Raw genomic sequence first — 26,716 nt, forward strand, 5'->3', positions numbered from 1 at the left:
ATTTATTCACATTTTGAAACTTATACACTAGCGCACATGGTTTAATAAGTCAGGTCTTCATATGAACACTACATCTATTTGGAAAGCCATTGCCCTACTCATTTTATGTGCTTTTTTTTGGGGCAGCACCTTTCCTATTGGTAAAGACGCACTCAATGAGGTTAATGCACTCACGCTTGTTTTTTGGCGGTTCGGAGTCGCGGCCCTTTGTCTTGGCGTCTATCTCAAGGCGACTCGCGCTACAATTCCGCACCTCAGTGCCAGACAATGGCTGTGGGCAACCACCGTTAGCGCTGTGGGGATTGGCGGGTTAAACCTGTGTTTATTTACTGGGCTCGAGTATACCCAAGCCACCAATGGCTCACTGATTATGGCGTTAAGCCCTTTAGTGACGTCTTTGATTGCCTGCGTAGCAATACGTGCGCTTCCACGTAAAGGCCAAGTCTTTAGTTTAGTGGTGAGTTTATCCGGAGTGTTGTTGGTTATCACCGACGGGCAGTGGGATGTTTTACGCAACCTCAACTTTAACCAGGGCGATCAAATGATTTTCACTGGGATGTTCGCATGGAGCGCGTATACCTTTTTCAGCCAAGGCATTGGTCGCTGGATGCCGGTTATCCCTTATACCTTTCTTGGCATGCTCAGTGGCGCAACCGTGATTGGCGTTATGTGTGCAGCCACACCAGATGTTCATCCCTTTGGCGAGGTAATGGTTGCGAGCCAAACCACGGTGTCAGAGCTACTTTATATTGGTGTGCTGGGTACGGTTGCGGGATACTTGCTCTGGCTAAACGGTGTGCGTCATCTCGGCTCAGCGAATGCTGCACTATTCTTTAACTTTGTGCCTGTTTTCGCGGTGCTCGCCGCCTTTTTAATGGGTCAATCCGTGAGTCCAATTCAGCTATTAGGGATTGCTGTCGTTATTGCGGGATTACTATTACCTCGCTTGCCCCACCCAGCACGTTGGCGGCTTGCGCTGTTACGCTCAGCCTAAAGGTGACTAAATAAAACAATAGCCTTTGCCGTGATCGGTTTGTAAGCGCTCTGGCGGAAAACCCACGTCAGAGAGCTTTTTGCGCACACGGCTTAAATGCATATCGAGGCTTCGATCATCAGGGCTATAGGCTTTTTTTAGGACTTGACGATAAAGCAGCGGCTTACTGAGGGTGGTACCTTTATGTTGAGCAAGAATCCATAGCAAATCAAACTGCAAAGGGGTTAGCTTTACTGGGGTATTGTCAATACGGACGCGCTGCGTGTGTTGTTGCATCCATAAGCTATCAATGTGTACCTGGCCAGACGAATCTTTCATGGCAGTGATGGCATGACGACGGTGTAAAGCCATAGCCGCACGCAATAAACACTCTTCCAAATCGAAGGGGACAGATAACACATCGTCAGCCCCAGCCTGCAATGCCGCAACGCGATCGACCGCGGACTGACTCTCAATTAATGCGATAAATGGATATTGGCCGGTTAGCTTAGCAAGCTGCGCAGAGGCGGCAGCCCCATCGGGTAACCAGGCGAACACAAATCCCGTATCCCAATCAGGCATTGCACTATCAGAGGCGACCACGGTGACATCGCAGCCACATTCCTTTAGACGTGCCACCAACATTTGGAGGGATGGAATACTGTCAGATCCGCGCACCACAATCGCGGGTTTTGTAATGGCGAAAAACTCCTTATACATTCACCTATCCTGCAACATGATAAAATAAAGCGCGCAGAATAGGGATCAGACCATGACCCAACCACTCTGCACGTCTCGATTGTCTTATAACCACATACCATAAAGCAAGGAACGAGCTAGGCCATAATGCTCACTCTCCGGTGGCTCCTCCCTATGAGTGAATTAAAAGCGGTTGACTCTATAAGGCTGCATATCCACATCGGTTGGTTCACCATCCATCATTTGTCCCAACAGCTTTCCTGTTACCGGCCCCAAGGTGAAACCTTGGTGACCATGGCCAAACGCTAACCATAACCCTTCTTGATCCGGCGCCGGACCAATAACAGGTTTCATATCTGGCATACAGGGCCGCCCGCCTTTCCAGGGTGACGCATCGAGACGGTTACCAAGGGGGTAAAGTGAGCGTGCGACGTTTTCGGCAGCGTCGAGTTGTCGCTCATCAGTAGGCGCATCCAATGCTGTCAATTCCGCACCAGTTGTGAGTCGAACGCCAGATCGCATCGGTGCCAGCAAATAACCGACTTCGGCATCCATCACCCAGTACTTAAGCGGTGAGTTGGAGTTATTGGCATAGTGCATATGGTAGCCTCGCTTGGCGAATAAAGGCACATCGATCCTCTGCTGGCGTAGCCAGTGAGCAGACCAAGGCCCCATCGCCATGACCACCTGATCCGTAGAAAACACGTCAGTATTCGTCTCAACCAGCCAGCGTCTACCTTGGCGTTTTAACCCCGTCAACGAGGAATGTTTAATGGCCCCTCCTTTACGTTTTACGTCAGCGGCGTACGCTTCAACCAAAGCGCCGGGATCGGTCACAGTCCAAGGCTGTTTCCAGTGGATAGCCCCCGCGAGCGGTACCGTTAAACTCGGCACCATGGCGACCACCCGTTCACCATCCAGCGCCTCATACTCAACCCCGTAGTTTGCGTTATCTGACGCTGCTCGCGTGCATTCTTCATCGAAGGCTTTTTGGGTGCGAAATAGCTTGAGATAGCCTTCTTTGTGGATCAGTGATTCGGCATTTGCGGACGTAATCATTTCATCATGCGTCTCGAGGGATTGCATGATCAACGCCGCATACTCTGGCACTAATTTTTTGTATTTACTCTCACTGGAATGGTGCCAGTACTGCAACAATGGGTGGGCGGCTCGAATAACACTGGTAGGTCGGTAACGAATATCGACCGAACGATTCGGTAACACACGCAACAAAGTAGCAAGGTCACGCGGAAAAGCGTAAGGCCTGACCGCTTCACGCTGAATAATCCCAGCATTACCAAACGAGGTTTCTTGTCCCGGCGGCACTCTATCTACCACAGTGACATCATACCCTCGGTTTAAAAGGTGCCACGCCACAGACACACCCACCATCCCTGCTCCTAGTACTACCACTTGCTTTGCCATACTTCACTCCCTGAATAACTTGATATTGTGTTTTTATTGTTCTGTGCTTGTATTGTTACACGTGGCTATTTTTTACACATAAGTTACAAGCTTTTAACCCATGCGGGTAGGGGCACTTCACAATCAATCTCACACTTTTCCTACCGCAACGAACACGGATTATGGACACAAAGCTAGCTATTCACTGTCAATGAAACAATTTACTTTTTTTACTGATTCAAGCTAGCTAGCGCACACTTCCCACAGAGAAATAGGCGCAAGTGGTTACTATTTAGACCTACCTATGTGAGAGTGATTGGACACTCTCGACGTAAAAGGAAGCAATATGGCTGACTATGATCCAAACAAAGGCTTCGTCGCCATCCTGGGATGGAGTCTCAATGCAATAGATGCGATTAGCCGTTTCGATCGTAAGTATGTCGTTGTCGCCCCTACGTGGGCAGAAGAGTACGCCAAAGAGCATAATATCCCCTACCTTCCTTGGGACTTTGAGCGTCTCAATGATCGATCATTTGAAATAGCGAACACGTTGCAAGAAATGGGTGTCGATGTCGCCATTCCATTGTTCGAAGAAACCGTAGAGTGGGCCGGCGCCATTAACGCCGTACTACTTAAAAACCCAAAATTGATGGGCCAATCACTCCTCTTCCGTGATAAATCCTTGATGAAACGCCGTGCACAAATCGGTGGCATTCGCGTCGGTATCTTTGAAGAAGCGCAAGACAAGTCGGACGTTGTTCGCTTTTTAAGACGCGTTAACCAGGCCTTGTTAAAGCTTGATGGTGACCTGAATGATCCTATCCACCTCAAAGCCTTTGATAAAGCGGGCTGCGAAGGGCACTGGATGATTCGCGAACCGGATGACCTCGATCGCGTTTCAGATGAAGAATTTCCACTATTAATGGAAAGTCACCTTGATGGCTGGGAATTTGCGGTAGAGGCGTTTATAAAAAACCGTAAAATCCAGTTTTTGAACATTTCAGAATACGTCACCCTTGGTTATTCTGTTTTCGTCCCGGCCTCGCCCGAGCTGGAAAAATATCGAGAAAAAGTCACTCAGGAAATTGAAAAGCTGATTGAAGCGTTTGATATCGACTTTGGTTTTATCCACCCAGAATACTTTGTGACCAATGATGGCCAGATGTACTTCGGTGAAGTGGCTTATCGACCACCGGGCTTCCAAGGCTTTGAAATCATTGAGCGCGTCTACGACTTTAACTGTTATCAAGCCATGGTGGTTGCCTTTGATCCTCATACCACCCAAGAAGAACTCGATACATTCTTCCCAACGCCTATCAAAGATGCCAAAGGCGTCGCCGGTACCTTTGGTGTCTATCCAAGACGTCGAGTGGTAAACCAGTTGGCCATTCCAGAAGCTACCGAAAATCATGATTACTTTGAGTTTCATGAGCTACAATCGCCTATGGAAGGGAAAGTACCTAAGCGTAGTGCGTTTGGGACACACTGGGGGCTATTGCACTTCTTCGGTGATGATCCACACGTCATGCGCGACCTCTTAAAAGCACAGGAAGATCTTGATTTTTATGTCTAGCTTACTGAATAAGCTCGACCATGCTGTTGAACAACTTGGTCAAGTGAGTTCCATCGCCAAAGCACGCCACCAATTTCACGTTATTGATATTTGTGGCCGTGTATTGGTACAGGATGACGGTATTAATCAACTGCACTCACGGATTGTCACCCTCACAGAGGTAGGCCTTTTTGAGGGAACAGATTGGGGGCAGCCCGAGTATCTCGTACCGAATCTGGTGCCGGACACGCTCGCGCATGCCGATAAAGCCACCGTGATACTGGACTGCCTCAGCCAGCTTCGGATGCTGGCTATCGTCGAGGGGAAGTTAGCCTCCCCTCTTTTTTCCCAACAAGAAGCTCACCAATTTCTGGCCAAGGTATTAAGCCTCAATTTGTCGCTCGTCATGGGCCTGACCGATGAGTCGAGTCGCGTTCGACTCGGTGCGATGGCACCCGCCATAAGTACCTTATATCGTTTTATTCTCAGCCACTTGGGCTATGAAACCATTCTCAGTAAGCTGGTTGATGAGGTTTGGCGTGTACTCGCACAGCGCCCTATTCAGGTCAACCCAATAAAGTCGATGATCAATCAGATCTCTATCTTAGTCTCACAAGAGCAGATTAATTTAGGTGAAGCAAAACTCGGCATTGATCGCCTTGTTAGTGCGTTATACGGCCCAACGCAAGGCTGTTATGACGATCCGGGATTGGACGCGTACTGTGAGCGCCTTGATGCAATGGATAGCAATTCTTTGCAACAAGAGGCGATGGGCTTTGCGCGCGCCATGCACGATGTCGGCTTAGCGTCTGACTATCACGCCGCATTTTTACGTTGGTTGTTGGATAACGAAGGCAGCGACACGCTCCCCACCGCACTAGGCTTGAGCAACACCGGACTAGACTGCTTGGTCACGTATCGCCAGCTGGTGCATACATTGATCCGAGAAGCTATTTATCCACAAACCGCGCAAGCCGTGTATGGTTTGGCAATGATGCTTGAGCGTGGGGTATTGTTCGATGCGCCCGTCGCACCCAGTTTGTGGCGTCAGGTTCATCTCAACCTGCACCCGGACGTCGCCACTACCCTAACCCTCGCCTTTGGTGACCAACTCCCTGCTCGCGTTCACCTGTTAGCAGGTGTGATGTCAGTGCTTGGCCAACCGCTAGGCGTGGCTCAAGGTAATAATCCGACTTGCCAATCGGCACGTGCCATTTCTATGTGGGCTTATAACGACCCCGACTATTTACTTAACTGCATTGTCCAAGTGGCCTGCAACACAAGTTTGCGCATGCACTTTGAGGGGCAATCGTTAGACTCTCATACCCTCTTGCAAGGTCTGAGCACCGCGTTACCATTTGATACCGACCCGGTTTCAGTCGTCCTTGTCCCTCACTTAGACAAGCTGTATATCGAAATGGGTCGGCGCTGTGTTAGCAGAGACCAAGATCCCCATAAATGGATCAATCCAGAGTTTCATGGTTGGTACGTGGGACGAGAGTTTATGATTGCGGTTGACGTTAAAACTGGCCAGCTCAAAGAGTTTGATAACTTCATTGAACGCTTTTACCGAAGTTATCATCCGTTGTACAACGGCAATATCCCGGTTATCCACCCACAGCCAGTCGGCGTCGCTGTCACTAGTAGCCAAGGTCGATTTGTTGGCTGGCATGCTATCACGTTAATACGCATTGCCCTCGACCAAGACAGTGTGATGCGGGTTTATTTTTACAACCCCAACAATGATAGCGGCCAAGACTGGGGACATGACGTGGTTGTGTCAACGCAAGGAAAGGGAGAGCAATACGGGGAAGCATCCCTGCCCTTTGAGCAATTTTTATCTCGCTTATACTTGTATCATGATGACACCATCCAAGTCGGGGTGAAAAGCCCACTGCCAAGCAATGCACTCAATGAAATTAAGCGCATGGCTGTCGCCAGTTGGGCTCAAGATCGAATAGAAGATAGCCCAGATGCTATTGCAAACGGTTAAACATCAGCCTGCTCAGTGATAGCCATCGCGCCGAGCAGGTGTTCAATATTTATCCACTAGGCCTTTAAATGTCAACCACTTACCCCCACCTCTGATTTGTAGTTGATAAAAGTGAGGCTCGACAATTATGAAAGCGCCACATTCACCACTAATAACACCGCCAAAGGTTACAAACGCAGAGGGGAAAGCTCGTCGCGTAGGCGTTGAGTTAGAATTAAGTGGCTTAGAGCTGGATACCATCACCCGTTTAGTGGCCGATTTTTTCTCTCTCAACGTAAAACGCGGCGGCCGATATGATCGTCGCTTGAGCGGAGACAAAGCCGGAGACTGGGTAGTGGAACTCGACTATGCCAAGCTCAAGCGCTTGGGACAAAGCGATCGCAGCGGAAACACCGTGACCAATCGACTTGACCAATCGGCTGAAGACCTATTGGCATGGGCGGCAAAAGCCTTTGTTCCCGTGGAAATTGTCGGTCCTCCTCTTCCACTTGATCGCCTGCATGAAGTTGACCAATTAATTGCTCATCTCCGTCAGCAAGGCGCCGAGGGAACCGAAGACAGCCCAGTTTATGCGTTTGGCATGCAGCTCAATCCAGAGCTGCCTGATTTAACCGCCAAAACGATTTGTGCTCATTTAAAAGCATTCTTATGTTTGTATGACTGGCTTTTAAAGCGTGCCGATATTGACCTTTCTCGGCGTCTAACCAACTATGTGGATCCCTTTCCTAAAGCGTATATTGAGCGTGTGCTAGCCGCTGATTATTGGCCGGATCTCGATACCCTAATCGACGACTATCTGATTGATAATCCCACACGAAACCGAGCGTTAGATATGTTGCCCTTATTTGCACATCTCGATCCTGAGCGCGTCAATGCGGCCGTCAACGACGGGCTTACCAAGGCGCGACCCACGTTTCATTATCGGTTGCCGGACAGTAAAGTCAGCCAACCCCATTGGGGCATTCACGAAGCATGGAACGATTGGGTGGAGGTAGAAAAACTCGCCGCCGATCCTGCACGACTGGAAACATGCTGCAAAGCCTATTTGGGCTATCTCAACGACCCATTGGCACGTATCGTTAATAATTGGGCGGAAAAGGTGCACAATTTATGGATAAACCCGTCATCGCAATAACCGGCCCGAGCAAAGGCGCAAGACTGCCACGTTTTTTTGTCGCCGCGGCAGTCAAACTTTATGGTGGCAAACCGTTACAGTTGCACCCTGGCACCGCCTTAGATCCAGACGCCTATCAAGGCGTGGTGATTACTGGCGGGCACGATGTCGAGCCTGTGCTGTACGCCGCCGAGCCCGAAGTAAAACCCAACTACGACTCTGAACGCGATGCGCTAGAGAGCGCCGTTATCAAAAGCGCATTGGCGAGCCAAAAGCCCTTGCTGGGCATTTGCCGAGGTGCGCAACTTCTCAACATCTGTTTAGGCGGCACCTTGCACCAAAGCTTGCGCGAGCAACGTAAAAAAACCTCTCATCGCTGGACAATATTCCCGATGAAAACCTTGTGTATATTGCGTGATGTCAACGGCCATATACAGCAACGGTTGGGGCAAGGCAGACGCAAAATAAATAGTCTACACAACCAAGCGATTAACGCGTTAGGCGAGGATTTAACGGTAAGCGCACGTGATTTAGATGGCATTGTACAGGCCATTGAGTCGCCTAACCGCCCTTATACACTGGGGGTACAGTGGCATCCAGAGTTCTTACTTTATCTTCGCTGTCAGCGTGCACTGTTTAAGGGCCTAGTCGAGCACGCAACACGCTTCCAGCAGCGACAAGCGGCATCTCAGTAAAGATGTCTGTTAGCTGGTGAAAAACAAAAACGCCGAGGCACATTCGCTCGGCGTTATCAGGTAGCGACTAACGCTTTGACCGCGCATTTAGTCGCTTCTCTATCTGACGTTTTTCCCACTTATCACCAAAGAGATCGACAATGCCCAGAGCATTGACACCGTGGCTGACCACGGCAATCCCCCATCCCAATGCGACCCACCAAGCCCAGTAATAGTCTGGAGTGGTTAGCCAGTTGATAATAAACAAAATCGCTAGCACGACCACATAGCGCGTCAAATGAGAATAAAACCCGCCGAGGGCACGGACGCGATTGGTAATCGCTCTTTCTTCTGGACTCATTGAAGTATCTGCCTGCATGTCTGTCTCCTTTTGCAAATCACTAATGTCAATATCAAACACAGCAGCCAACGATTTCAGCGACTCCAATCCGGGTTTGTGGCCGCGTTCGATACGTTGAATCGTTCGAACACTTAGCCCACTAAATTGTGCTAATTGGTCTTGCGACCACCCTTTTTGAACTCTGAGTGCTTTCACGTTCATCCTTGCTCCTTTGTGCTCTTCCCTAGCGACACTATGCAAAATGGGGGCGACATTACCACGACAGCACCCCGACAGCACCCCGACACCTTAACGACAGTTATTTAAAATTAATTACTTACAAACAAACACCGACCGATAGCCAATCCGTGTATTTTACCCTTAGCAAAAGGTATCAATATACAAGGCTTCGACTTTATCGCGCGCCCACTGCGTTTTACGCAAAAATTTCAACGATGATTTCATCGAAGGATCGTTAGAAAAACAGTTCACATTGATATGTTGGTAGAGGCCTGACCAACCATAGTGTTCAACCAAACGGGTCAAAATGGTTTGTAGGGTTAACCCGTGCAGCGGGTTATTGGGTTGTGTATCCATAAGGGTTCTCAGCAACTCGAGCACGCGCTCGTCAATAAAAGCGCTACTTTACGTGACGATATTGCAAAACGCGAATTTAACCACGGTAGCGCGCCAGCTTATAATCAAGGTTTAGCTTAATCGCCGGCCATTCGCTTTCGATAATCGAGAACACAACGGTATCACGGTATACGCCATTCACGATCTTGTGGTTACGCAACACACCATCTTGTTTGGCCCCTAAACGGGCAATGGCCGCACGCGATGCCTGATTCAACCAATGGGTGCGAAACTCAACGGCAATCACCCCCAAGCTTTCAAATGCATAAGCGAGTAATAACCGCTTACACTCGGTGTTTACCGACGAGCGGTGATAACGACTGGAGTACCAAGTGTAACCAAGTTCCACGCGCTTATTGGCGGCATCCGCATTGGCCAATCGTGTTGACCCAATCACTCGCCCCGATTCTTTCTCAATCACGGCGAACGGCAATGCTTTATCTTTCGCTTTTTCGTCCAAGGCGCTAGCGATGTAGCCTTCCACCGATTCTGCGTTTGGGACCGAGGTATACCAAAGCTCCCAAAGCTTTCCATCGGTAGCGGCTTCAACTAATGCATCCGCGTGCGAGGCAGATAAAGGGACCAAGGAAACCGTGTCACCGTGCAATATGATATCATCTTGAATAAAAAAGCGTTCCATGCTCATGATTTAGTCCTCACTATTTTTCATTCCGCCACTTTTGCATAAACCACAGTGCTAGAAATCGCACCGCTCGGCAGGATACGGTCATTGATAAGTATCGCTTCTTGATGATACCCACAGCGCTCGGCTACCGCACGGCTGCGGGTATTTTCGTAGGCAGTTTTGATTTCGACACGCTTGGCATTAAGGTCATTAAACGCATACTGCTCTAGCGTTCGCACCGCTTCACTCATATAGCCAAGGCCTTCTTTGGAGCTCCGCAGCCAATAGCCTATTTCAAAATAAGGAATCGCGATGTTGCGGATGATTAAGCTGATCACACCCACCAATTGCCCCGTCGATTTTTCAAAAATCGAGTAGCGTAGCTCATTGATAAACATGTCGAAGTCATCAATCGCTTGTTGGGTGTTTTCAATCGAGCTCGATTCGGTCAACGCGTGCGGAAGCCAATCCATAAAAGGCGCAAGGGTGTGCTGACTTTCCAATACGGCTTCTAAAATGAAAGGGTGATGGGCTATATTGGGCGCCACTAGCAACAGACGGTCACTGTCCAGTTGGTCTACGCGCGGGGAATCATCCATTAATATCCACCCAGTACCGCGCCAATGATTCATTAAACACTTCACCATTGATGATGTTTTCCAACGTGCCGCCATTGGCTTCAATTACTTTGCGCGATGCCATATTGTCTTCATTCGCGGTAATTAGAGCGCGAGTGATCCCTAGCTCTCTCGCCTTGGGCAGTGCTAAGGCTAACATTTGCTTGCCACATCCGCGTCCACGATATGATGGCGCAATGTCGTAGCCAATGTGTCCAGCTTCTTGGGTTAGAAATGGCGTATTGATGTGATGGCGGATCCGAATCGCGCCAATGATTTGTTGCTCAGCATCAAGCAGCCAAAAATGACTACACGACACATACCCTTTACGAAGGTTTTTACCCAATGACTCATCCGTTAACCGAGTCACGTAAGTGGGGAAATCGTCTTTCCCCGGCCGATAGTAATCGGCATTGTCGGGGTCAAACTGAACAAAATCATCATAAAAGCGTGTAAAGGCTGCTTGGTGATTGAATGCGGGGACGACTAATTCCATGTGCTTGTTCCAACTCCTATAATAGAACTAGGCTATCTCATTGATATTGAGAAATAAACACTTATTGGCCGCCCGTTATCCCACCGCCTTAGCGCTCGCCACCTAGATGTGATTGAATGGTTGATTGCCGCGCATCACTGCCAACGCATCACCGCATCAAACGTTTGACAATGTTGAACCGCTTGCTCCCCCTCTTGCAGATAAACTTGTTGGGCACTTGAAGTTGGATAAGTTAAATACTCGGAACATTTCGCGCTTTGACCATTACCCACCACAATCTTGGCGCCTGGTTGCAAGGTGCACTGTACCAATTTATCGAGCGGCGACCATTGATAACAAATCTCATAGTCTTGGCGATAATCCGCCACCAAGCCAGACGGTTGTGATAACGCCCACCAGTGACCAAACTGACTATGCGGGTTGGTGCTATTCCACGCGCGATACACTGTTACCCCTTCAGTCGCCTGATATACCTTGCCTTGGCAAAGCTTCCCTTCCAATGGCTGACCCAGCGACGCCGCCAGTAGCGCTGGATCGTCCACGGCTACAAACTTATCTGCCCATGCGCTTGGCAACGCCGTGCTACCGACACATTCTGCAGCGTCGGTCGTTTCATTACCAACGGGCGTACTGGTACACGCTTGCAGTGTAACGATCAGTGCGCCAAGCAGTGCTTTTTTCATCATCCTTGCTCCCATTCGTGTCGTAATATGGCGTAAACCACCGTATCCCACCACCGTTCTTTAAAGAAACGATGCTGATGAAAATGGGCCTCTTGTCGCATGCCAAGTGAACGACAAAGCTTGGTTGCAGCGAGATTATCGTAAATGGTCTCAGCGTATAACCGATGCACGCCCAGACACTCAAAACCGAAGTTGGCCAGGGCGACAGCCGCCTCCCTCATAAGCCCCGCGCCCTGAGCCTCTACAGCTAAGCCACACCCGATGGAGGCTTGATGGTTGTCCTCAAGCCTTAAACCGACGGTGCCTATACATTTTTCTGATTGCTTGCAGATAACCGCCAACTGATAAGCCACGCGTGGATTTGCGTTAGCTTGTTCGATAAAGCGCGCGTGTAAGTCTCGGTATTTCTCTGGCTGGCAGTCCGTTTCGCTATAAAAACGCTGGTACTTCTGGTGTTGCGTTAAGTGAACAAACGCCCCTTCATCGCTCGGCTGCATGTCACGCAGCACTAGTCGACGTGTTTCAATCATAAACATCCTTGTCTCTCTTGTTGTTTTAGTTCAGCGCCTTGACCATGGTGGTGGCGCCTGAAAAGCCGACTAACCATTTTAGGTGCGGAAAGCGCTCTTCTTTAGTGGCGACAAAGCCTTTGGTTTCATAAAGCTTGCGGGCTCTGGGGTTACTATCAATCACATCCAACCGAACGCTTTCAAAGCCATGCGCTTGAGCATAATCCATAATGGCATCCAATAATTGGGAGCCAATCCCCTGCCCGCGTACTGCGCTATCAACGGCAATGCCATCCATCACCAATTCATTGGGTGCCGCTTTACGCTCAAACAGCGCCAATACTACACAGGCCCAAGTACCCTTGATGAGCCCCAAGCTATCGATCAGTTGTTTTGCGCCCATACCCTGTGTCAACGCGCCGGCTTGGGTTTGAAACCCGGCCAACCCCACCACCTTGCCGTTTTGCATAGCAGCAAACGAAAAGTCTGGGACGAAACATCGGGATAGTATCGCCACTCGCGCTGCCTGATTAGAGATTGCCCGTGCGAACTTCATCCCAAACGCCTGCTCATAGAGCTCAGCCACTTTTTGTGCTTGCTCAAGCGGCCATCCTTGCTGGATCGCTATCTCCATTTGCTCCCCTCTGTCTTCCTCAATAAAAAACACTCACGCATTTATCTTGACGTGAAGATTCTTATTATTTATCTTTACATCAAGATAGATAATAAATCACAACTTAATCAGTTCATCATGGTTTAACCACAAGCGTATGACAGCCGCCCTTCTTACTGGCTATTGCGCGGCATAAGGACACAGGAGTCATAACATGGAGACTAACGCAATGAATATAATCGTATTTGGTGCCACGGGCGATATTGGCAGTCGAATTGTGTCGGAAGCGTTGCAACGCGGCCATAAGGTCACGGCAGTGACACGTAACGAGGCAGCATTCAGCAAGCTACCCGACGGCGTAACGCCTGTCGCCGCCAATTTGAGCGATGCGGACAAGATGGCATCGGTAATGGTTGGTCATGATCTTGCCATTACGGCGTTACGGCCACCGACAGGCGAAGAAGCACAATTACCCGTGTTAACCCAAGCCGTCGTCCAAGGCGCAGCCCATCATCAAATGCGCGTTCTGATTGTTGGCGGTGCCGCTCGACTGATGATTCCAGGCACTGACGGTGAAACCGTGTTAAACGCAAAGGGCTTTCTCCCCGCCTCAGCCGTTGAGATAGCACGCGCGTGCCAAGTGCAATATGAGCAATGTTTAGCCAGCCAAGATGTGATTTGGAGCTACCTCTCGCCTGCCGCCATGATCGCACCTGGCACTCGCACTGGTCAGTACAAATTGGGGACAGACACCTTAGTGACAGATAGCAACGGACAGTCTCGCATTTCAATGGAAGACTTCGCGGTCGCCATGCTTGATGAGGCCGAAACACCTAAGCATCTGCAGCAAGCATTTACAGTCGGTTATCAGTAATCAAAGCAAAAGCCAGCGGCCGAGTATAGGCGCTGGCTTTCACTTTCCGATATGTAGCGCTAATCAGCATCATGGCTTAGCCACTGCTGTTTTTGCGTCACCTTGTCACAAATGTATTCACCAATCGGCATCGCAGAGGTCGCTGCCGGCGATGGCGCATTACACACGTGTAAACTCCGCGCACTCTCAGCAAACAGAAAGTCATGGACCAAGGTGCCGTCATTTAACACGGCTTGAGCACGGATCCCCGCTGGATAAGAAGTCAAATCCTTCGCTTTTATCGTTGGGCAATACTTGTTCACCTGCTTGACATAACCCGGCTTCCACCAGGAATTTTTCAGCTCAACCAAGCCGGCTTTTAGATTATTGATGGTGACTTTCCAAAACCCAGCAAAGGTCAGCATTTGCCAGGTATCTTTTAGACTGACATTCACCTTGCCATAGCCTTCACGCTTCCAGCCTTGCACAGCGTTAGGTCCAACCGTAATGGAGCCGTCTATCATCCGCGTGAGGTGAACGCCTAAAAAAGGTAAATCGGGATCGGGAATTGGATAGATAAGGTGATTAACAAAGCCTTGGTACTGGCTCGCAAGTTGATAGTATTCCCCGCGGTAAGGGATAATTTGAAACGCTGTCGGGATCCCCATCATTTGGGTCATTCTATCCGCCATCAATCCACTGCATGTCACCACAAATTGACATTGAATCGTCAGTCGCTCCCCGCTTGCTTGGCAATGGAGAGTGACTTGTTCAGCCGCTTCACTGGCCCCAATCACTTCTGTACTGAGTTGGGTGACACCGCCGAGCGCTTCAAACTCACACACCATTTGCTCAGTCACCCGCCGATAGTCAACAATGCTGGTCGCGCGAACCGCTATGGCACCCAAGCCTTTAACATTCGGCTCTTCAGCATGAAGCTCCGCCGCATCCAGCCAGCGCACGTCGATATCATTGGTTAAGCATCGCTCATAGAGCGCCCGCATCCGAGCCATCTCTTGCTCGTTGGTGGCGACCAATAGCTTGCCACAGTTCTCCACTGCAATATCGTGCTTGGCACAAAATTCAACGGTCAGCGCCGCTCCTCGTTTACAGAAATCGGCTTTTAAACTGCCTGGTGGATAATAGACACCCGCGTGGATCACGCCACTGTTATGCCCCGTTTGATGCTGGGCAACGCTTGCCTCTTTTTCCACCAGCAATACGGAGCAGCCTGGGTATCGCTGCTTTAATTGCCAGGCTGTGGATGCGCCAACAATACCACCACCGACAATCACATAATCATAAACAGATTTCATATACGCCTCATGACACTGGCAGTTGAGATTGTTGCAACTGATACTTGCGCCCACTGTATATAAACAGGCCCACAAACCCAACGACGCTCACTAAGCGAAGCCACAACGGGATATCGTGCCACACTAACAAGGCACCAATCATTAATAAGCAAAGGCGGCTTACCCAATTAATCGGGCCTTCAAGATACCCTTCAATCGCGCCAATTAAGGCATAAGTGCCAATAATGGCAAAAAAGCCAACCTCTAACACCGAGACGATATCCCAGCTGACCAGGCTAGTATAAGCAATGAGCAAAGGCACGAGATACAAGCCTTTAGCAATTTTCCACGCCATCAGCCCCGTGCGCATCGGTGGGGTTTTAGCAATGGTGGCCGCGGCAAATGCCGTCAAACAAAACGGCGGGGTCACGTTACTGTCTTGCGATAACCAAAAAATAATTAAGTGGGCGGCGAGCAGGGCCAAACTGACGGCCTCCAGCCCTAAGCTTTGCTCTAACAAGGTTTCCATAAAGTCAGCCGGCACTAAGGCAACCATTTGCTGCGCGGTTTCCATGGTCATTGGCGCATTTAAAAGATCGAGTTTGTCTGGGGCAGCCAACATAAATATCGCCTTGGCTTGCTCGGGAAGTTGGCCTGATACCAGCAGCTCCAACAATTGGTTTTCAGCGATAAGCTTATACAGAGCAGGTGCCGACAAGGTGCCCAGTACGATATAGGCAGCGGTCACTGGTAATCCCATCCCTAACACTAACGAGGCGATAGCAATTAGCACCAGCATCATAAACAGATCACCGTTCGCCCAACCATCAATCATCAGCGAGAAAGTATTGCCGATACCCGTGGTGCTGATCACATTCACCACCAAACCAATGCCCACGAGCAAGATGGCGGTGGTGGCCATATTTTTTGCCCCTTGCGCCAAGGCCTCGATGATCGCTTTCGGCCCCATCCGGTGCTCTTTGGAAAACCAGGAAGCGAAAATCACAGAAATAATCGAAATGCCGGCAGCATAGGTGGGTGTGAAACCTTTAATCAGCAAGGTGACAAGCACCGCAAGCGGGATAAGGTTATGCCAACCGCGGAGAAGCACCATCAATAAAGAGTCTTCGGTGGTGACAATCTTTTGCACGCCACTGCGCTTTGCTTCAATGCGCACAAAAAAGCCCACCGAGAGAAAGTAGATCAGCGCAGGAACCAGTGATACGGCAATAATGTCAACGTAAGGGATTTGGGTGTACGAGGCCATAATAAACGCCCCCGCCCCCATTACGGGCGGCATCAATTGCCCCCCAGTTGAAGCCGATGCTTCGACCCCAGCAGCAAAGCGCGACGGAAAACCGGCTTTTTGCATTAAAGGAATACTGATCACCCCAGTCGATACGGTATTCGCTACGCTCGAGCCTGACACTGACCCCATTAACCCAGAGCCAATCACCGCAATAAAACCCGGCCCGCCAATAATCTTACCCGCGGCCGCACGGGCCACGTTGATGATATAATCTCCAACCCCAGAGCGGACAAGAAAAGCGCCAAATAAAATGAACATAAACACGAACGTCCAGCTAATCCGGGTAATCGCGCCAAACATGCCTTCCGAGGAGTAGTAACTGCGATATAACAGGGTTTCAAGGCTCAATCCGGGAAAGTGAAAAATCCCCGACGCCCACTCGCCCCACAGCACGACATAGCTCAAACACACCATAATCAGAATGGGAATAAACCATCCCATGGTACGACGAATCAGCTCCACCACGATGATGATCGCTAAGCTGGCGAACACCCAATCGGCAGTGACAAATTTTACCCCACGCGCGTACAACGCGTCCTCGGCATAAGGGATATACAACAGACAAGCCACTGCACCTAACGCAATAAAAATATCGACCGCCAGCGCTATTTTATTCCGCTTCAAAGAGATATGGGCTGGATACCACAGTGCACAAATCACCGCAAACCCCGCAAAGTGGGTCGCCGAAATCCATAACTCCGGTAGTGTTGATAGCGTATTGAACCAAATATGCAATACAGACAACACCACGCCCAGCACAGTGATGGTGGTGGTCACCCACGGAAAATCATCGCGCGTGGGTAATTCAAATTTCTCCAGCGCTGTTTCATCAGGCCCTTGCTCAACAGGCTCGTGCTCTCTTGGCTCGCTCATCCCTTTACTCCAAGCAGTATCCGCGTTTCCATGCAGTATTTGATCTCGATAGGCGCTCCGAGCTATCCCGGAGCGCTATCGCCTTATTTCATTACCAGTTCAGACGGGATATCGATACCCACTTCTTGGTAATAGCGTGCTGCACCTGGATGCAGTGGCACAGGCAAACCGGCGATCGCTTTTTCAATCGCCATCGCTTTGGTGGCTTTATGAATGCCTTGAAGGAAAGACAAGTTCTCGTAAATAGCCTTGGTGAGCTGATACACATCCTCATCGGAAAGATCTTTACGCACGGCCAAGAAGTTAGGTTGCGCAATGGTGGTGACCGGCTTATCCAGCTCAGGATAGGTATTAGCAGGAATTTCGTACTTGGTCCAAAGGTTGTATTTACCGTTCGCCGCTTTGATTTGCTCGTCAGTAAAAGACAGGATAGAGATATCATTCCCCAGTGCAGCGAACGCTTGGGTAACCGCACCAACTGGCACCCCCGCTGGGGTATTCATGCCATCAATGGTGCCATTTTGTAGTGCGCTGGCACTGCCACCATAACCCATGTAAGCCAAATTAAAGGATTCCGGATCCACGCCAAGTCCCTTCATTATCTGACGACCTGAGTTTTCGGTACCTGAATTCTTCTTACCAATCGAAAATTTTTCACCTTCAAGGTTACTCAAATCACTCACGGTGCCTGTTTCTGCCAGCTCACTGCGCACAATAAAGTGCTCAACGTTTTGCCAGAGCATAGACACAGAGCGCAGTTGATCTTGGCGGCCACTTTCAGCATATGGCCCCTCGCCGGACCAGGCCCATGCGCCGTATAAGCCCTGCAAGATCGCAAATTGCGCTTCATCTTCGTTCAGGAGCTTCACATTCTCGCCGGAGCCAGCGGAGCTGATTGCCGACAACGAAAAATGGTGCTTAGGCGCCAGCTTGACCTTACTCAGCGTCGCCAGCGCGACACCAACGGGATAGTAGGTGCCACCGGTTGAAGCCGTTGCGAGGATATAGCTTCGGTCTTCTGCGACAGCGGTCGAGGCGAGGCTAAACGAGGCCGCAGCAAACGTCAGTGCTTTAAATAGCTGATTGATCTTCATCTTTACTCTCCATGTAGGGCTGTATTATTGGTTTACATAAATTACAAAATTATTTAACAGCAAAGCATAGATAGCAAAGGGAATGCCAAAGCCTATATCCCTGTTATAAAAGGAAATATAAGAAGAGGCCATGGATAATCAGCAAGATTTTTCTCATTTATGGCTGGGCCAATAAGCAAAATCTTGCTGATGATAGCGGCTCACTAGGCAGTCAGGCATCACAAAATGTAACTAAAGTGTGATCAACGCTTAAACGCGGCGCGTTTCGCCTTGAGCAATTTTTTGCCGATTCACTTAGGTATAGTCAGCACGGTGTAAGCCAAACTTTTTCATTTTTTGGTTCAAGGTACGGCGAGGCAAATCGAGTGCTACCATCACTTCATGAATTCGCCCTCGATGGGCGACCAAGCACTCATGCAATACCTTGCGCTCAAAGTTATGCAGTTGGATTAGAAGCGGGACATCCGACTGGATGGTTTCCATGGTCGATGAGGGACGATTCGATAAGATTTCCATCACTGAAATACTGTCATCCAAGGCAAACCGCACTGCTACGTTACGCAGCTCGCGAATATTACCCGGCCATGAATAAGACAAAATGGCGTGCCGATCAGCCTCACTGGCCAAGCGTGTCTCCGGATTGGTCTGACGGGTAAAGTGTTCAAACAAGATTAACGCATCATCGTCACGCTCTCTTAAGGGCGGAATATGAATTTGTGCCACGTTTAAGCGGTAGTACAAATCTTGCCGAAAGGTTTCATGACCACTGAGATCTTCTTTCGCTGCCGCAATCACCCGCGTATCGATCGCTATTGACTGATTTCCTCCCACTCGCTCAACCCTTTGCTCCTGAAGCACGCGTAAAACCTTTACTTGCATGCTCATCGGCATGCTCTCTACTTCATCAAAAAACAAAGTGCCCTTGTGCGCGTATTCGAGCTTACCAATCCGACGCTGATTGGCACCGGTAAACGCCCCCGCTTCATGGCCAAACAGCTCACTTTCAAACAAGTTTTCTGGGATCGCGCCGCAGTTAATCGGCACCAAGCGTTGTCCACGACGTACACTCTCATTATGCAAGCTGGTCGCCACCAGCTCTTTGCCACAGCCTGTTTCCCCATAAATGATCACATTCGTGTCAATGCGTGCCAGTTTTGCCACTTGCTCACGTAACTGTTGCATCACACGACTTTGCCCAATCAATACCTTTTCTAACCCGCTGATGCGCGCTAAATACGCTTGCCGCTCTTGCGTCGATGCTTGCTGGCGATAAGTATCAACCGCCTCGGTAACACGCTGAGACAAACGCTCGGGCTCAAAAGGTTTTTCGATAAAATCAAACGCCCCGTTTTGCAACGCCCCCACGGCCATATCAACATCACCGTGTCCGGTAATAAACAACACAGGCGTGGCCACCAGGTGCTGCTCAAGCTCACTCAGGATCGATAATCCATCAACATCAGGGAGTTTGACGTCGCTGACCACCGCATCAAACGGGTGCTGTAGCACGGCATCCAACCCGGCTTTGCCATGACTAAATGCTGCCACCTCAAACCCTGCCAGCTCTAGCCACTGGCAGGTGGTCTGGCGAACAATATCGTCATCTTCAATCAAGGCAATGCGTGGGGGTGTTTCAGCAATCATGAGGGTTCATCCGTGATACGTTTTTCATTACGGTAGCAAAAGCCACCGATCAGAAAAGGAGCTAGCTCTCACTTTCTCATCACACTGCTTTAACATTTTTTCGGCGCACCGCAGTCTAAAACAGAATAAGAATGAGAGTGTGTTATGCATCAGGATCACCACAGCCACCAAGAAACCAGCATCAAGACGACATGGGCTCGATTAGTATTCGTCGGCATACTGGTGATTTTCTCATATGGCATCAGCCGTGAAGCGGCTTATCAGTGGTTAAGCGTACAACATCATATTGAGGTGCAGAACAAGCTTTTGGACTACATCGGTGAGGTCCGCCGTGCATTAAGACGCTTCTATCATCTGCCTTATTTGCTGACCAACCATCCTGACACACTGGCGATTGTAAAGGGCGCGCAGCATGACCCCGCCGCCTTCCAAGCAAAACTCACACAACTCGACAAAGCGGCCAATACCGAAGGTTGGACACTGCTCTCCACATCAGGCGATGTGCTGGCGTCGAGCTTGATTGATGAACGCTTTAGCCGCCCCGATCGATTGGCGATCGTCGAGCAAGTATTGCACCAAGGTGAAGGCGTATCATTGGTAAATAAAACCAAAGGCTATGGCCCACTCTACTATTTATCCGCCCCGGTTTTTGAGGGGCTTAACATTGCCGCTATCGTGGTGGTGCAGATTGACCTGAGTTTTCTCACCGAACAACCCATTACCAGTCAAGACATCATTCTGCTGCAAAATCGGCAACAGCGCTTTTTCCTTTCAAGCAGCAGCGAGTACAACGCAGACTGGCTGAATGCAGCCCAGCTGAATGCAGCCCAGCTGAACGCGACACAAACGCCAGAACACGATAAGACACAGACGGTTAACAGGGAAACGCGTTATCTCTACGACAGTACCGCCATCAGTCAGTGGCGGCTGAATGCCACCTCCTTTCTCGGCCACACGGTAAAACTGGACGATCTAAAGTGGTCAGTGAGCTACCTTACGCCCTACAAGCCTATCAAAGGCGCGGCAAGCCTGTTCGCATGGGGAGTGGCCGCCGCACTGCTCGTGGTCATTCTGCTGTTGATTATCGGTCAACAACGCCGGCAAAAACACCGTCACCAGCAGCGTATTCAAAGCTTATTGCAAGAGTCGCAGCGCCGGCTTAAACAAATGATCGATAAAACACAAGTCGGGTTACTGTTAATTGATCAGCAAGGAGCGCTGTTTGATCTCAACCCGATGGCCAAGCGATTATTTGGCCTGCCAGAAAACAATCATCACCGCATTTTTGCTTGGGAATTATTTGATACCGGCAATCCACACTCCACCACCCTCACCTTGCTCAAAAACCTCGATAAGCACAATGAACTGGCCGAGCTCAATGCGGTTGAAACCATGGCGCGTCGCAGCGACGGGAGCGTCTTTCCAGCGCTTTTCTCGCTCACCCGCTTTCCTTGGCATGATGAGCAATACTACCTGGCGACGTTGATTGACATTAGCAAACGTAAAAAAGCCGAACAGTCACTGCAGCAGATGAACCAAGCACTCACCGAGCGCGTGGAAGAGCGCACTCAAGCGCTGCAACAAGCACAAGCGCAACTGATTGAAACCAGCAAAATGGCCGCCTTAGGGAGAATGTCGAGCGCCATTACTCATGAGCTTAATCAGCCACTTACCGGCCTTCGTACCTTACTCACCACCAACACCTTGCTTGCTGAGCGCGGCGAGACAGAAAAAGTTAAAGCCAACAACCAGCTGGTGCAAAAGCTGATTGATCGTATGACCAATATGACCAGCCAATTAAAAACCTTTGCCTACAGCAAACCACAGCATCTCCATCCCGTGTCGCTGGCTGATGCCCTCAATGAGACCTTGCGTGTGTATCAAGCTCAGTTGGCAGACATTGATGTGCGAGTGCGGATGCCTCACGACACGCCCCTGATTGAGGGTGAAGGACAACGACTATTGCAAATATTGGGGAACTTGGTGTCCAACGCGTGCGATGCGATGGCAAATACCGCGGCGCCGACCTTGGTGTTTGTGGTCACTCCTGCCGAAAGGACAGTCGAGCTGATGGTCAGTGACAACGGCTGCGGAGCCTCAACAGACGTTCTTGAAACCATGTTCGAGCCGTTTGTCACCTCTAAAAAAATTGGCGACGGACTGGGTTTGGGGCTCGCGATTACCGCCAATAACGTGCGAGATATAAATGGACATATAAGCGTCGCCCCTAATGCCCAGAATGGACTGACCTTCAAACTTACTTTTCAGTCAGTCATCCCTGGTCACTAAACCGCGCGCCGCTCGCCTCCGCGCGCAATTACAGTGCGGCCGACATAATATGCTGAGGGCCAGCCGCACCGCCCCAATACAGCTCGCCTGTATCGGTGAAGCCACCTTTTTGGTAACAGGCTTTAGCGGCCGGGTTTCGACAGTTAACGGTCAGATACACCCAATTGAAATCACCATAAGCAACGGGTAAATACGCCAGCAAGGCTTTAACCGCACCGGTACCTAATCCCTGCCCTTGATACCGCGCATCCACCACAAACATGCGCAGACCCAGCGTCTTTGGCGGGCAAAAGTCATACTGAGACGCATAGTCGATATCGAGTTTAAAAAAGCCTACCGTCTTGCCCGCTCGCTTGATCACATGGCGGTGAATGGTCTCACTGTCCTCGGCAAGAAATTCGTCTGCAGTCCCCGCAAACTTTACTTGTTGGTCAGGTAACGATACCTGGCGAACCCCCTCTGTGTCTTCATTCGTTAGCGGGGCGACACTTATCTCGATAAGCTTACTGGTGGCGTCTGGCATGTTAGCTTTCATCATCCTTGTTATTGGTATAGGGCTCGCGCGTTAGTCTTCGTGGTCAATAGTCTTAGCGGTCAATGCTGAGCACTCGAGGTTAGGGATCACCGAACAACGTGTTCCCTTAAAGAGCGGGCATAAAAAAGGGAGCCCTGCTACACAGCGCTCCCTATCATAGCGTGCCAGTTAGGTTAAATCACTGACAATTCAACCTTAATATTGCCACGCGTGGCATTGGAATACGGGCATACTTGGTGTGCTTGTTCCACCAATGACTGCGCGGTGTCTTTATCCAGTTCGCCAACCGATACCGCCAATTTCACCGCAATGCCAAAACCGCCATCAATGGGGCCAATCGACACTTCTGAGTTGATATGCGTATCTTCCGGTAAGGTGACGCCTGCTTTACCCGCCACTAGACGAAGCGCGCCAATAAAACACGCCGCATAGCCGGCAGCAAAGAGCTGCTCAGGGTTGGTGCCTTCACCATCGTTCCCGCCGAGCCCTTTGGGGGTTGAAAGCGCAACATCTAAACGCCCATCATCGGATTTTGCAGACCCTTCACGGCCTCCCGTAGCGGTCGCTTTTGCTGTATAGGCAACACTTTGTAGCTCTTTCATTTCACTCTCCTGTGTTCCAGTCCGCTTGCGGCTCACTGCTTCGCCCAGCAGGTGCGGTGAAGCCGCTTGCATCAGGTTTATTTATTTTGCATGCAAAATACTAGATCGCATGACCCAGCATTGCAAATACTTTGCGTACAAAATAAAATACTTATTAGACACACAGACAATGACAAGCCATGACCTATCCCCAATTACAGCTCAATAGCCAAATTTGCCACCGCTTGTATAAAGCCTCTAATGGGATTTCGCGCGCCTACCGAACCTGGTTGAGCGAGCTTGATCTCACCTATCCGCAATATGTGGTGATGATGGCGCTGTGGGAAGAAAATCAACTATCGATCGCCACGTTAGTCGAGAAGACGGGGATCGATGGTGGTGCGATGACGCAGATTTTGAAAAAGATGAGCGATAAAGGCTTGCTCACCATCGTGAAAGACGAAGACGATAAGCGAAAGCGATGGGTCACCCTAACGGGCAAAGGCATTGAGCTGCAGCACCAAGCCGCTGCTATCCCTGAGAAAATCCGCTGCAAGTTTCCCAGCATTGATGATGAGCAAGCCCAGCACCTGATTGCGCTGCTGGATATGATTAATCACGACTTAGGAGAAAGTGACGCATAACCGTCCGGAAAACGGCACCTGCGCAAGGCGCATCGGCAACAAAGGCAAACTATTACTTGGTCGTGGCCCTCTTTACTGACACAATCGGCGCTGTTACCTCGATATGAACGGACAACAATGAAACTTTTAGCTCGCAACCTTGCACGCACCACCACCGAACACCAACTCCGTCAGCTGTTTTCTGAACACGGCGATGTCACCGAATGCACTCTGGTGCTGGACCAAGAGACCGGCGAATCCAAAGGCTTTGCTTTTGTGACCATGCCTGACGAGACACAAGCCAAAGCCGCAATGGCCGCCTTAAACCTCACCAGTGTTGCGAAAAGCAAAATCCGCGTGAAAATCGCGAACTAAGTACAGAACAATCATAAAAAGTTCTCTACACACGTTCCCATGCTCTGCGTGGGAATGTATACGCCCCACGACTCATGGTTCATACTACTGCTGATAGTTTTTTCGCGTCGAGCAATCAACATGGCAAAACCGAATAAAAAAGGCCCCAGTAAAACCATCGATATTTTCTGTAAACGCTGTAATGCGCCGCTGTTTAAATACCGAAAAGGTGGTAAAGGCGCTTTGGTGAAGTGCTTTAAAGAAAGGATTGTTGAAGATGCCACGACCACGCCGTGTCACTGCCCTCAGTGCGAGCAGCCCTTTGCGCGTGACACCCTGGTGCGAGGCACACCAGCCTATAAATTCATTGGCGGTAAGGTATGGTTCAAATGAAGATAACCCCGTTAGGCGATACGTTAGGGGCGCAAGTCGATAATATCGACCTATCCCAGCTTTCCGAGGCGGAGTTTGCGGCGTTGTATCAAGCATTTTTACGCTACAAAGTGCTTTTCTTTCGCGAGCAGCCTCTCTCGACCGACGACCATGTCGCACTGGCAAAACGCTTCGGCGAGCTTGAGCCACCTCACCCGTTTTTCCCTCATCTGCCCGACAACAGCCAAGTGGTTGTGATTGAAACCAGCCGCGGCAACCCACCCAGCCAAAGCTATTGGCACACCGACATGACATGGCAAGCGGTGCCGCCCAAGTGCTCGGTTTTACACGCGCAATATGTACCAGAACATGGCGGGGATACGATTTGGTGTGACATGGCAGCAGTATGGGCCGATCTAACCGACGAAGAAAAAACCGAGCTACACCAGCTCGACACCATTCACGCGCTACACGCCTTTGAAGGCAGCCGATACGATCATCAAGATGCCGACGGCCAGAGTGTGGTGACGAAACGCGCTCAAGACTACCCACCGATTCGTCGAGCAATGGTGCAAGCCCACCCTGAAACCGGCCAAGAGGTGCTATTTATTAACGAGCAATTTACTCGCGCGATTGCCGATTGGCCAGAAGCAGCTAGCCAACAACGGCTCGCGACACTGTTTAGTCAAGCACGCCAATCGAAATATCACGTTCGCTTTCGCTGGCAAAAGCACTCGGTGGCAATCTGGGATAATCGCGCTACCCAGCACTACGCGGTAACCGATTATGGCGACGCTCCCAGACGATTACACCGTGTCACGGTTCAGGGTGAGCGTGCTCAGTAACATCTTATGGCGCTCAAACGCGGGTATATTGATACAAATTGTTGCTATGCCCATAAAGCATGATTTGGCTTTGTAGCCGAAACCCTAGCTTTTCGAGCAAGCGGTTGGAGGATTGGTTGTCCGGTAAGGTCACCGCCTGAACCGTAGTCAGTCCGCTCGCTAACAGAGTTGCTTCAAGCACCGCCTCGGCGGCTTCTGTGGCGTATCCTTGCCCGGTATAACGCGATAAAAACGCGTAGCCTAAATCTGGATATGCCAACTCATCGCGCTTGAGCACACCGCACATGCCGATAGGCTTACCATCTTCCCGCCGTTCCACCAGATTTAAGCCAAAGCCATATGCTTGATAACTCGCAAGCGGCCCGTGACGGAGATACTCGACTGCATCTTGCTCAGTACGCACCTTTTTATCTGCGATATAGCGTATAAACGACGCATCATTAAGCAGCTTCACAATAAACGGCGCATCGTCGAGTGTAAACTGTCGCACATTGAGCCTTTTTGATTGGCATATCAGTGTCATAAACCACTCGCCTACTGAAACCTTCTATCGCGCCATAATCGCATATTGGCGCGAATAAGTATCTACGCTGGCAACCAACACTGATAAAAATCGGTCTTCGCATGTTTGGGGTTGGCGCGAACAAATTCCCAGCCGTGCTGGCGATAAAAGGTTAACGCACGATGGTTATCACGGCTTACAGAAAGCATTGCTCGGCGACACCCGGCGTTTGTTAAGGTGGTTTCGATATAGTGCTGCAGCAAAGGGGCAAACCCGCGACCACGAAAAGCAGGTGCAAGGTAGATTAGATGCACATAACCAGTTTCTGGCTCCGGCGACGTGCTGCGAAATTCAAGCTGCCCAGCCCATTCTCCATCGACGAAAATATGCCGATAAAACCACTCGGGCTGATTCATGCGTTCACTCACCCGTTCATAATATCCAGTTAGAAAGTCTTCAAACCCCTCATCGGAGCCAAAGCTACACACAAAAGCGTCCCGACGTGCAGCCACGCAATAAGCAAAATCGGTTTCAAGATTGATGGGCCGGAAAGTCAGGTGCATGGGTGTATCCTTACTCAAGGTAATCTCTATTTCCATTAAGCGCGCAAAAGTCAGTG

The 26,716-nt window shown here is 50.1% G+C and carries 29 protein-coding genes; 11 read left to right on the forward strand and 18 right to left on the reverse strand.

The features are described from left to right. The first annotated feature begins 61 nt into the window (after positions 1-61). The gene (locus BUQ98_RS05155) at positions 62-994 is read left to right on the forward strand and encodes a DMT family transporter (protein WP_074212805.1); all 933 of its coding nucleotides are present in this window, start codon (positions 62-64) and stop codon (positions 992-994) included. 6 nt (positions 995-1,000) lie between these two features. On the opposite strand, the gene BUQ98_RS05160 is transcribed toward BUQ98_RS05155, so the two are convergent. Continuing rightward, positions 1,001-1,693, reverse strand: a complete 693-nt coding sequence (locus BUQ98_RS05160) for a response regulator transcription factor (protein WP_074212806.1) — start codon at positions 1,691-1,693, stop codon at positions 1,001-1,003. Between the two features lie 162 nt (positions 1,694-1,855). Next, entirely contained in the window at positions 1,856-3,097 is a 1,242-nt protein-coding gene (locus BUQ98_RS05165; protein WP_074212807.1) for an NAD(P)/FAD-dependent oxidoreductase, read from the reverse strand. Between the two features lie 325 nt (positions 3,098-3,422). On the opposite strand from BUQ98_RS05165, the gene BUQ98_RS05170 reads away from it, so the two are divergent. The 4 genes from BUQ98_RS05170 (at position 3,423) to BUQ98_RS05185 (ending at position 8,430) form a co-directional block, all read left to right on the forward strand. Next, complete coding sequence (locus BUQ98_RS05170; protein WP_074212808.1) at positions 3,423-4,649, forward strand: ATP-grasp domain-containing protein; 1,227 nt, start codon at positions 3,423-3,425, stop codon at positions 4,647-4,649. Beyond that, positions 4,642-6,621, forward strand: coding sequence for a hypothetical protein (locus tag BUQ98_RS05175; RefSeq protein ID WP_074212809.1), 1,980 nt, complete (start codon positions 4,642-4,644; stop codon positions 6,619-6,621). Before BUQ98_RS05170 ends, BUQ98_RS05175 begins: the two co-directional genes overlap by 8 nt. A 127-nt stretch (positions 6,622-6,748) precedes the next feature. Beyond that, positions 6,749-7,756, forward strand: a complete 1,008-nt coding sequence (locus BUQ98_RS05180; RefSeq protein WP_074212810.1) for an amidoligase family protein — start codon at positions 6,749-6,751, stop codon at positions 7,754-7,756. Continuing rightward, positions 7,732-8,430 carry a gamma-glutamyl-gamma-aminobutyrate hydrolase family protein gene (locus BUQ98_RS05185; protein ID WP_074212811.1) on the forward strand — a complete coding sequence of 233 codons (699 nt, stop codon included), beginning with the start codon at positions 7,732-7,734 and terminating at the stop codon, positions 8,428-8,430. Before BUQ98_RS05180 ends, BUQ98_RS05185 begins: the two co-directional genes overlap by 25 nt. A 67-nt stretch (positions 8,431-8,497) precedes the next feature. Here BUQ98_RS05185 and BUQ98_RS05190 read toward each other — a convergent pair whose 3' ends face one another. The 8 genes from BUQ98_RS05190 to BUQ98_RS05225 form a co-directional block, all read right to left on the reverse strand. Then, on the reverse strand, positions 8,498-8,971 hold the full coding sequence (locus BUQ98_RS05190; RefSeq protein ID WP_074212812.1) for a 2TM domain-containing protein: 474 nt from the start codon (positions 8,969-8,971) through the stop codon (positions 8,498-8,500). Between the two features lie 159 nt (positions 8,972-9,130). Next, entirely contained in the window at positions 9,131-9,346 is a 216-nt protein-coding gene (locus BUQ98_RS05195; protein WP_046073336.1) for a VF530 family protein, read from the reverse strand. Positions 9,347-9,422: 76 nt separating this feature from the next. After that, a complete protein-coding gene (locus BUQ98_RS05200; protein WP_074212813.1) occupies positions 9,423-10,031 on the reverse strand; it encodes a GNAT family N-acetyltransferase in 609 nt (202 codons plus the stop codon). Positions 10,032-10,051: 20 nt separating this feature from the next. Beyond that, positions 10,052-10,609: a GNAT family N-acetyltransferase gene (locus BUQ98_RS05205; RefSeq protein ID WP_254813878.1), complete on the reverse strand. Its 558-nt coding sequence runs from the start codon at positions 10,607-10,609 to the stop codon at positions 10,052-10,054. After that, a complete protein-coding gene (locus BUQ98_RS05210) occupies positions 10,602-11,123 on the reverse strand; it encodes a GNAT family N-acetyltransferase (RefSeq protein WP_074212814.1) in 522 nt (173 codons plus the stop codon). Before BUQ98_RS05210 ends, BUQ98_RS05205 begins: the two co-directional genes overlap by 8 nt. Positions 11,124-11,257: 134 nt before the next feature. Then, complete coding sequence (locus BUQ98_RS05215; protein ID WP_074213590.1) at positions 11,258-11,806, reverse strand: hypothetical protein; 549 nt, start codon at positions 11,804-11,806, stop codon at positions 11,258-11,260. Beyond that, complete coding sequence (locus BUQ98_RS05220) at positions 11,806-12,342, reverse strand: GNAT family N-acetyltransferase (protein ID WP_074212815.1); 537 nt, start codon at positions 12,340-12,342, stop codon at positions 11,806-11,808. The genes BUQ98_RS05215 and BUQ98_RS05220 overlap by 1 nt, the downstream gene beginning before the upstream one ends. 19 nt (positions 12,343-12,361) lie before the next feature. Then, positions 12,362-12,949: a GNAT family N-acetyltransferase gene (locus tag BUQ98_RS05225; RefSeq protein ID WP_074212816.1), complete on the reverse strand. Its 588-nt coding sequence runs from the start codon at positions 12,947-12,949 to the stop codon at positions 12,362-12,364. Positions 12,950-13,157: 208 nt separating this feature from the next. On the opposite strand from BUQ98_RS05225, the gene BUQ98_RS05230 reads away from it, so the two are divergent. Next, positions 13,158-13,802: an NAD(P)-dependent oxidoreductase gene (locus BUQ98_RS05230; protein ID WP_074212817.1), complete on the forward strand. Its 645-nt coding sequence runs from the start codon at positions 13,158-13,160 to the stop codon at positions 13,800-13,802. Between the two features lie 59 nt (positions 13,803-13,861). On the opposite strand, the gene lhgO is transcribed toward BUQ98_RS05230, so the two are convergent. The 4 genes from lhgO to BUQ98_RS05250 all read right to left on the reverse strand — a co-directional run bounded on the left by lhgO (position 13,862) and on the right by BUQ98_RS05250 (position 19,996). Continuing rightward, the gene (gene lhgO, locus BUQ98_RS05235; protein WP_074212818.1) at positions 13,862-15,097 is read right to left on the reverse strand and encodes an L-2-hydroxyglutarate oxidase; all 1,236 of its coding nucleotides are present in this window, start codon (positions 15,095-15,097) and stop codon (positions 13,862-13,864) included. Between the two features lie 7 nt (positions 15,098-15,104). After that, positions 15,105-17,258 (reverse strand): TRAP transporter permease, encoded by a 2,154-nt coding sequence (locus BUQ98_RS05240; RefSeq protein ID WP_074212819.1) that lies wholly within the window; start codon positions 17,256-17,258, stop codon positions 15,105-15,107. 83 nt (positions 17,259-17,341) lie between these two features. Continuing rightward, the gene (locus BUQ98_RS05245; RefSeq protein ID WP_074212820.1) at positions 17,342-18,352 is read right to left on the reverse strand and encodes a TAXI family TRAP transporter solute-binding subunit; all 1,011 of its coding nucleotides are present in this window, start codon (positions 18,350-18,352) and stop codon (positions 17,342-17,344) included. A 294-nt stretch (positions 18,353-18,646) separates the two neighbouring features. Then, positions 18,647-19,996, reverse strand: a complete 1,350-nt coding sequence (locus BUQ98_RS05250; RefSeq protein ID WP_074212821.1) for a sigma-54-dependent transcriptional regulator — start codon at positions 19,994-19,996, stop codon at positions 18,647-18,649. Positions 19,997-20,140: 144 nt separating this feature from the next. On the opposite strand from BUQ98_RS05250, the gene BUQ98_RS05255 reads away from it, so the two are divergent. Continuing rightward, positions 20,141-22,285: a sensor histidine kinase gene (locus tag BUQ98_RS05255; RefSeq protein WP_083605208.1), complete on the forward strand. Its 2,145-nt coding sequence runs from the start codon at positions 20,141-20,143 to the stop codon at positions 22,283-22,285. A gap of 28 nt (positions 22,286-22,313) precedes the next feature. Here the strand turns inward: BUQ98_RS05255 and BUQ98_RS05260 are convergent, their stop codons facing one another. Both BUQ98_RS05260 and BUQ98_RS05265 read right to left on the reverse strand, forming a co-directional pair. Beyond that, positions 22,314-22,808 (reverse strand): GNAT family N-acetyltransferase, encoded by a 495-nt coding sequence (locus tag BUQ98_RS05260; protein ID WP_139294640.1) that lies wholly within the window; start codon positions 22,806-22,808, stop codon positions 22,314-22,316. A 185-nt stretch (positions 22,809-22,993) separates the two neighbouring features. Then, positions 22,994-23,422: an organic hydroperoxide resistance protein gene (locus tag BUQ98_RS05265; RefSeq protein WP_074212822.1), complete on the reverse strand. Its 429-nt coding sequence runs from the start codon at positions 23,420-23,422 to the stop codon at positions 22,994-22,996. A 179-nt stretch (positions 23,423-23,601) separates the two neighbouring features. On the opposite strand from BUQ98_RS05265, the gene BUQ98_RS05270 reads away from it, so the two are divergent. From BUQ98_RS05270 to BUQ98_RS05285, 4 genes are all read left to right on the forward strand, one after another. Continuing rightward, positions 23,602-24,045, forward strand: a complete 444-nt coding sequence (locus BUQ98_RS05270; protein ID WP_074212823.1) for a MarR family winged helix-turn-helix transcriptional regulator — start codon at positions 23,602-23,604, stop codon at positions 24,043-24,045. A 117-nt stretch (positions 24,046-24,162) separates the two neighbouring features. Next, positions 24,163-24,399, forward strand: a complete 237-nt coding sequence (locus BUQ98_RS05275; RefSeq protein ID WP_074212824.1) for an RNA recognition motif domain-containing protein — start codon at positions 24,163-24,165, stop codon at positions 24,397-24,399. A gap of 120 nt (positions 24,400-24,519) precedes the next feature. Then, complete coding sequence (locus tag BUQ98_RS05280) at positions 24,520-24,771, forward strand: hypothetical protein (protein ID WP_074212825.1); 252 nt, start codon at positions 24,520-24,522, stop codon at positions 24,769-24,771. After that, positions 24,768-25,595, forward strand: a complete 828-nt coding sequence (locus tag BUQ98_RS05285) for a TauD/TfdA dioxygenase family protein (RefSeq protein ID WP_074212826.1) — start codon at positions 24,768-24,770, stop codon at positions 25,593-25,595. Before BUQ98_RS05280 ends, BUQ98_RS05285 begins: the two co-directional genes overlap by 4 nt. A 13-nt stretch (positions 25,596-25,608) precedes the next feature. On the opposite strand, the gene BUQ98_RS05290 is transcribed toward BUQ98_RS05285, so the two are convergent. Continuing rightward, positions 25,609-26,118, reverse strand: coding sequence for a GNAT family N-acetyltransferase (locus BUQ98_RS05290; protein ID WP_074212827.1), 510 nt, complete (start codon positions 26,116-26,118; stop codon positions 25,609-25,611). A gap of 62 nt (positions 26,119-26,180) precedes the next feature. Beyond that, positions 26,181-26,660 carry a GNAT family N-acetyltransferase gene (locus tag BUQ98_RS05295; RefSeq protein WP_074212828.1) on the reverse strand — a complete coding sequence of 160 codons (480 nt, stop codon included), beginning with the start codon at positions 26,658-26,660 and terminating at the stop codon, positions 26,181-26,183. Positions 26,661-26,716 lie beyond the last annotated feature (56 nt).

Origin of the sequence: Salinivibrio sp. ES.052, from assembly GCF_900141775.1 — a bacterium.
Classification (GTDB): Bacteria; Pseudomonadota; Gammaproteobacteria; order Enterobacterales; family Vibrionaceae; genus Salinivibrio.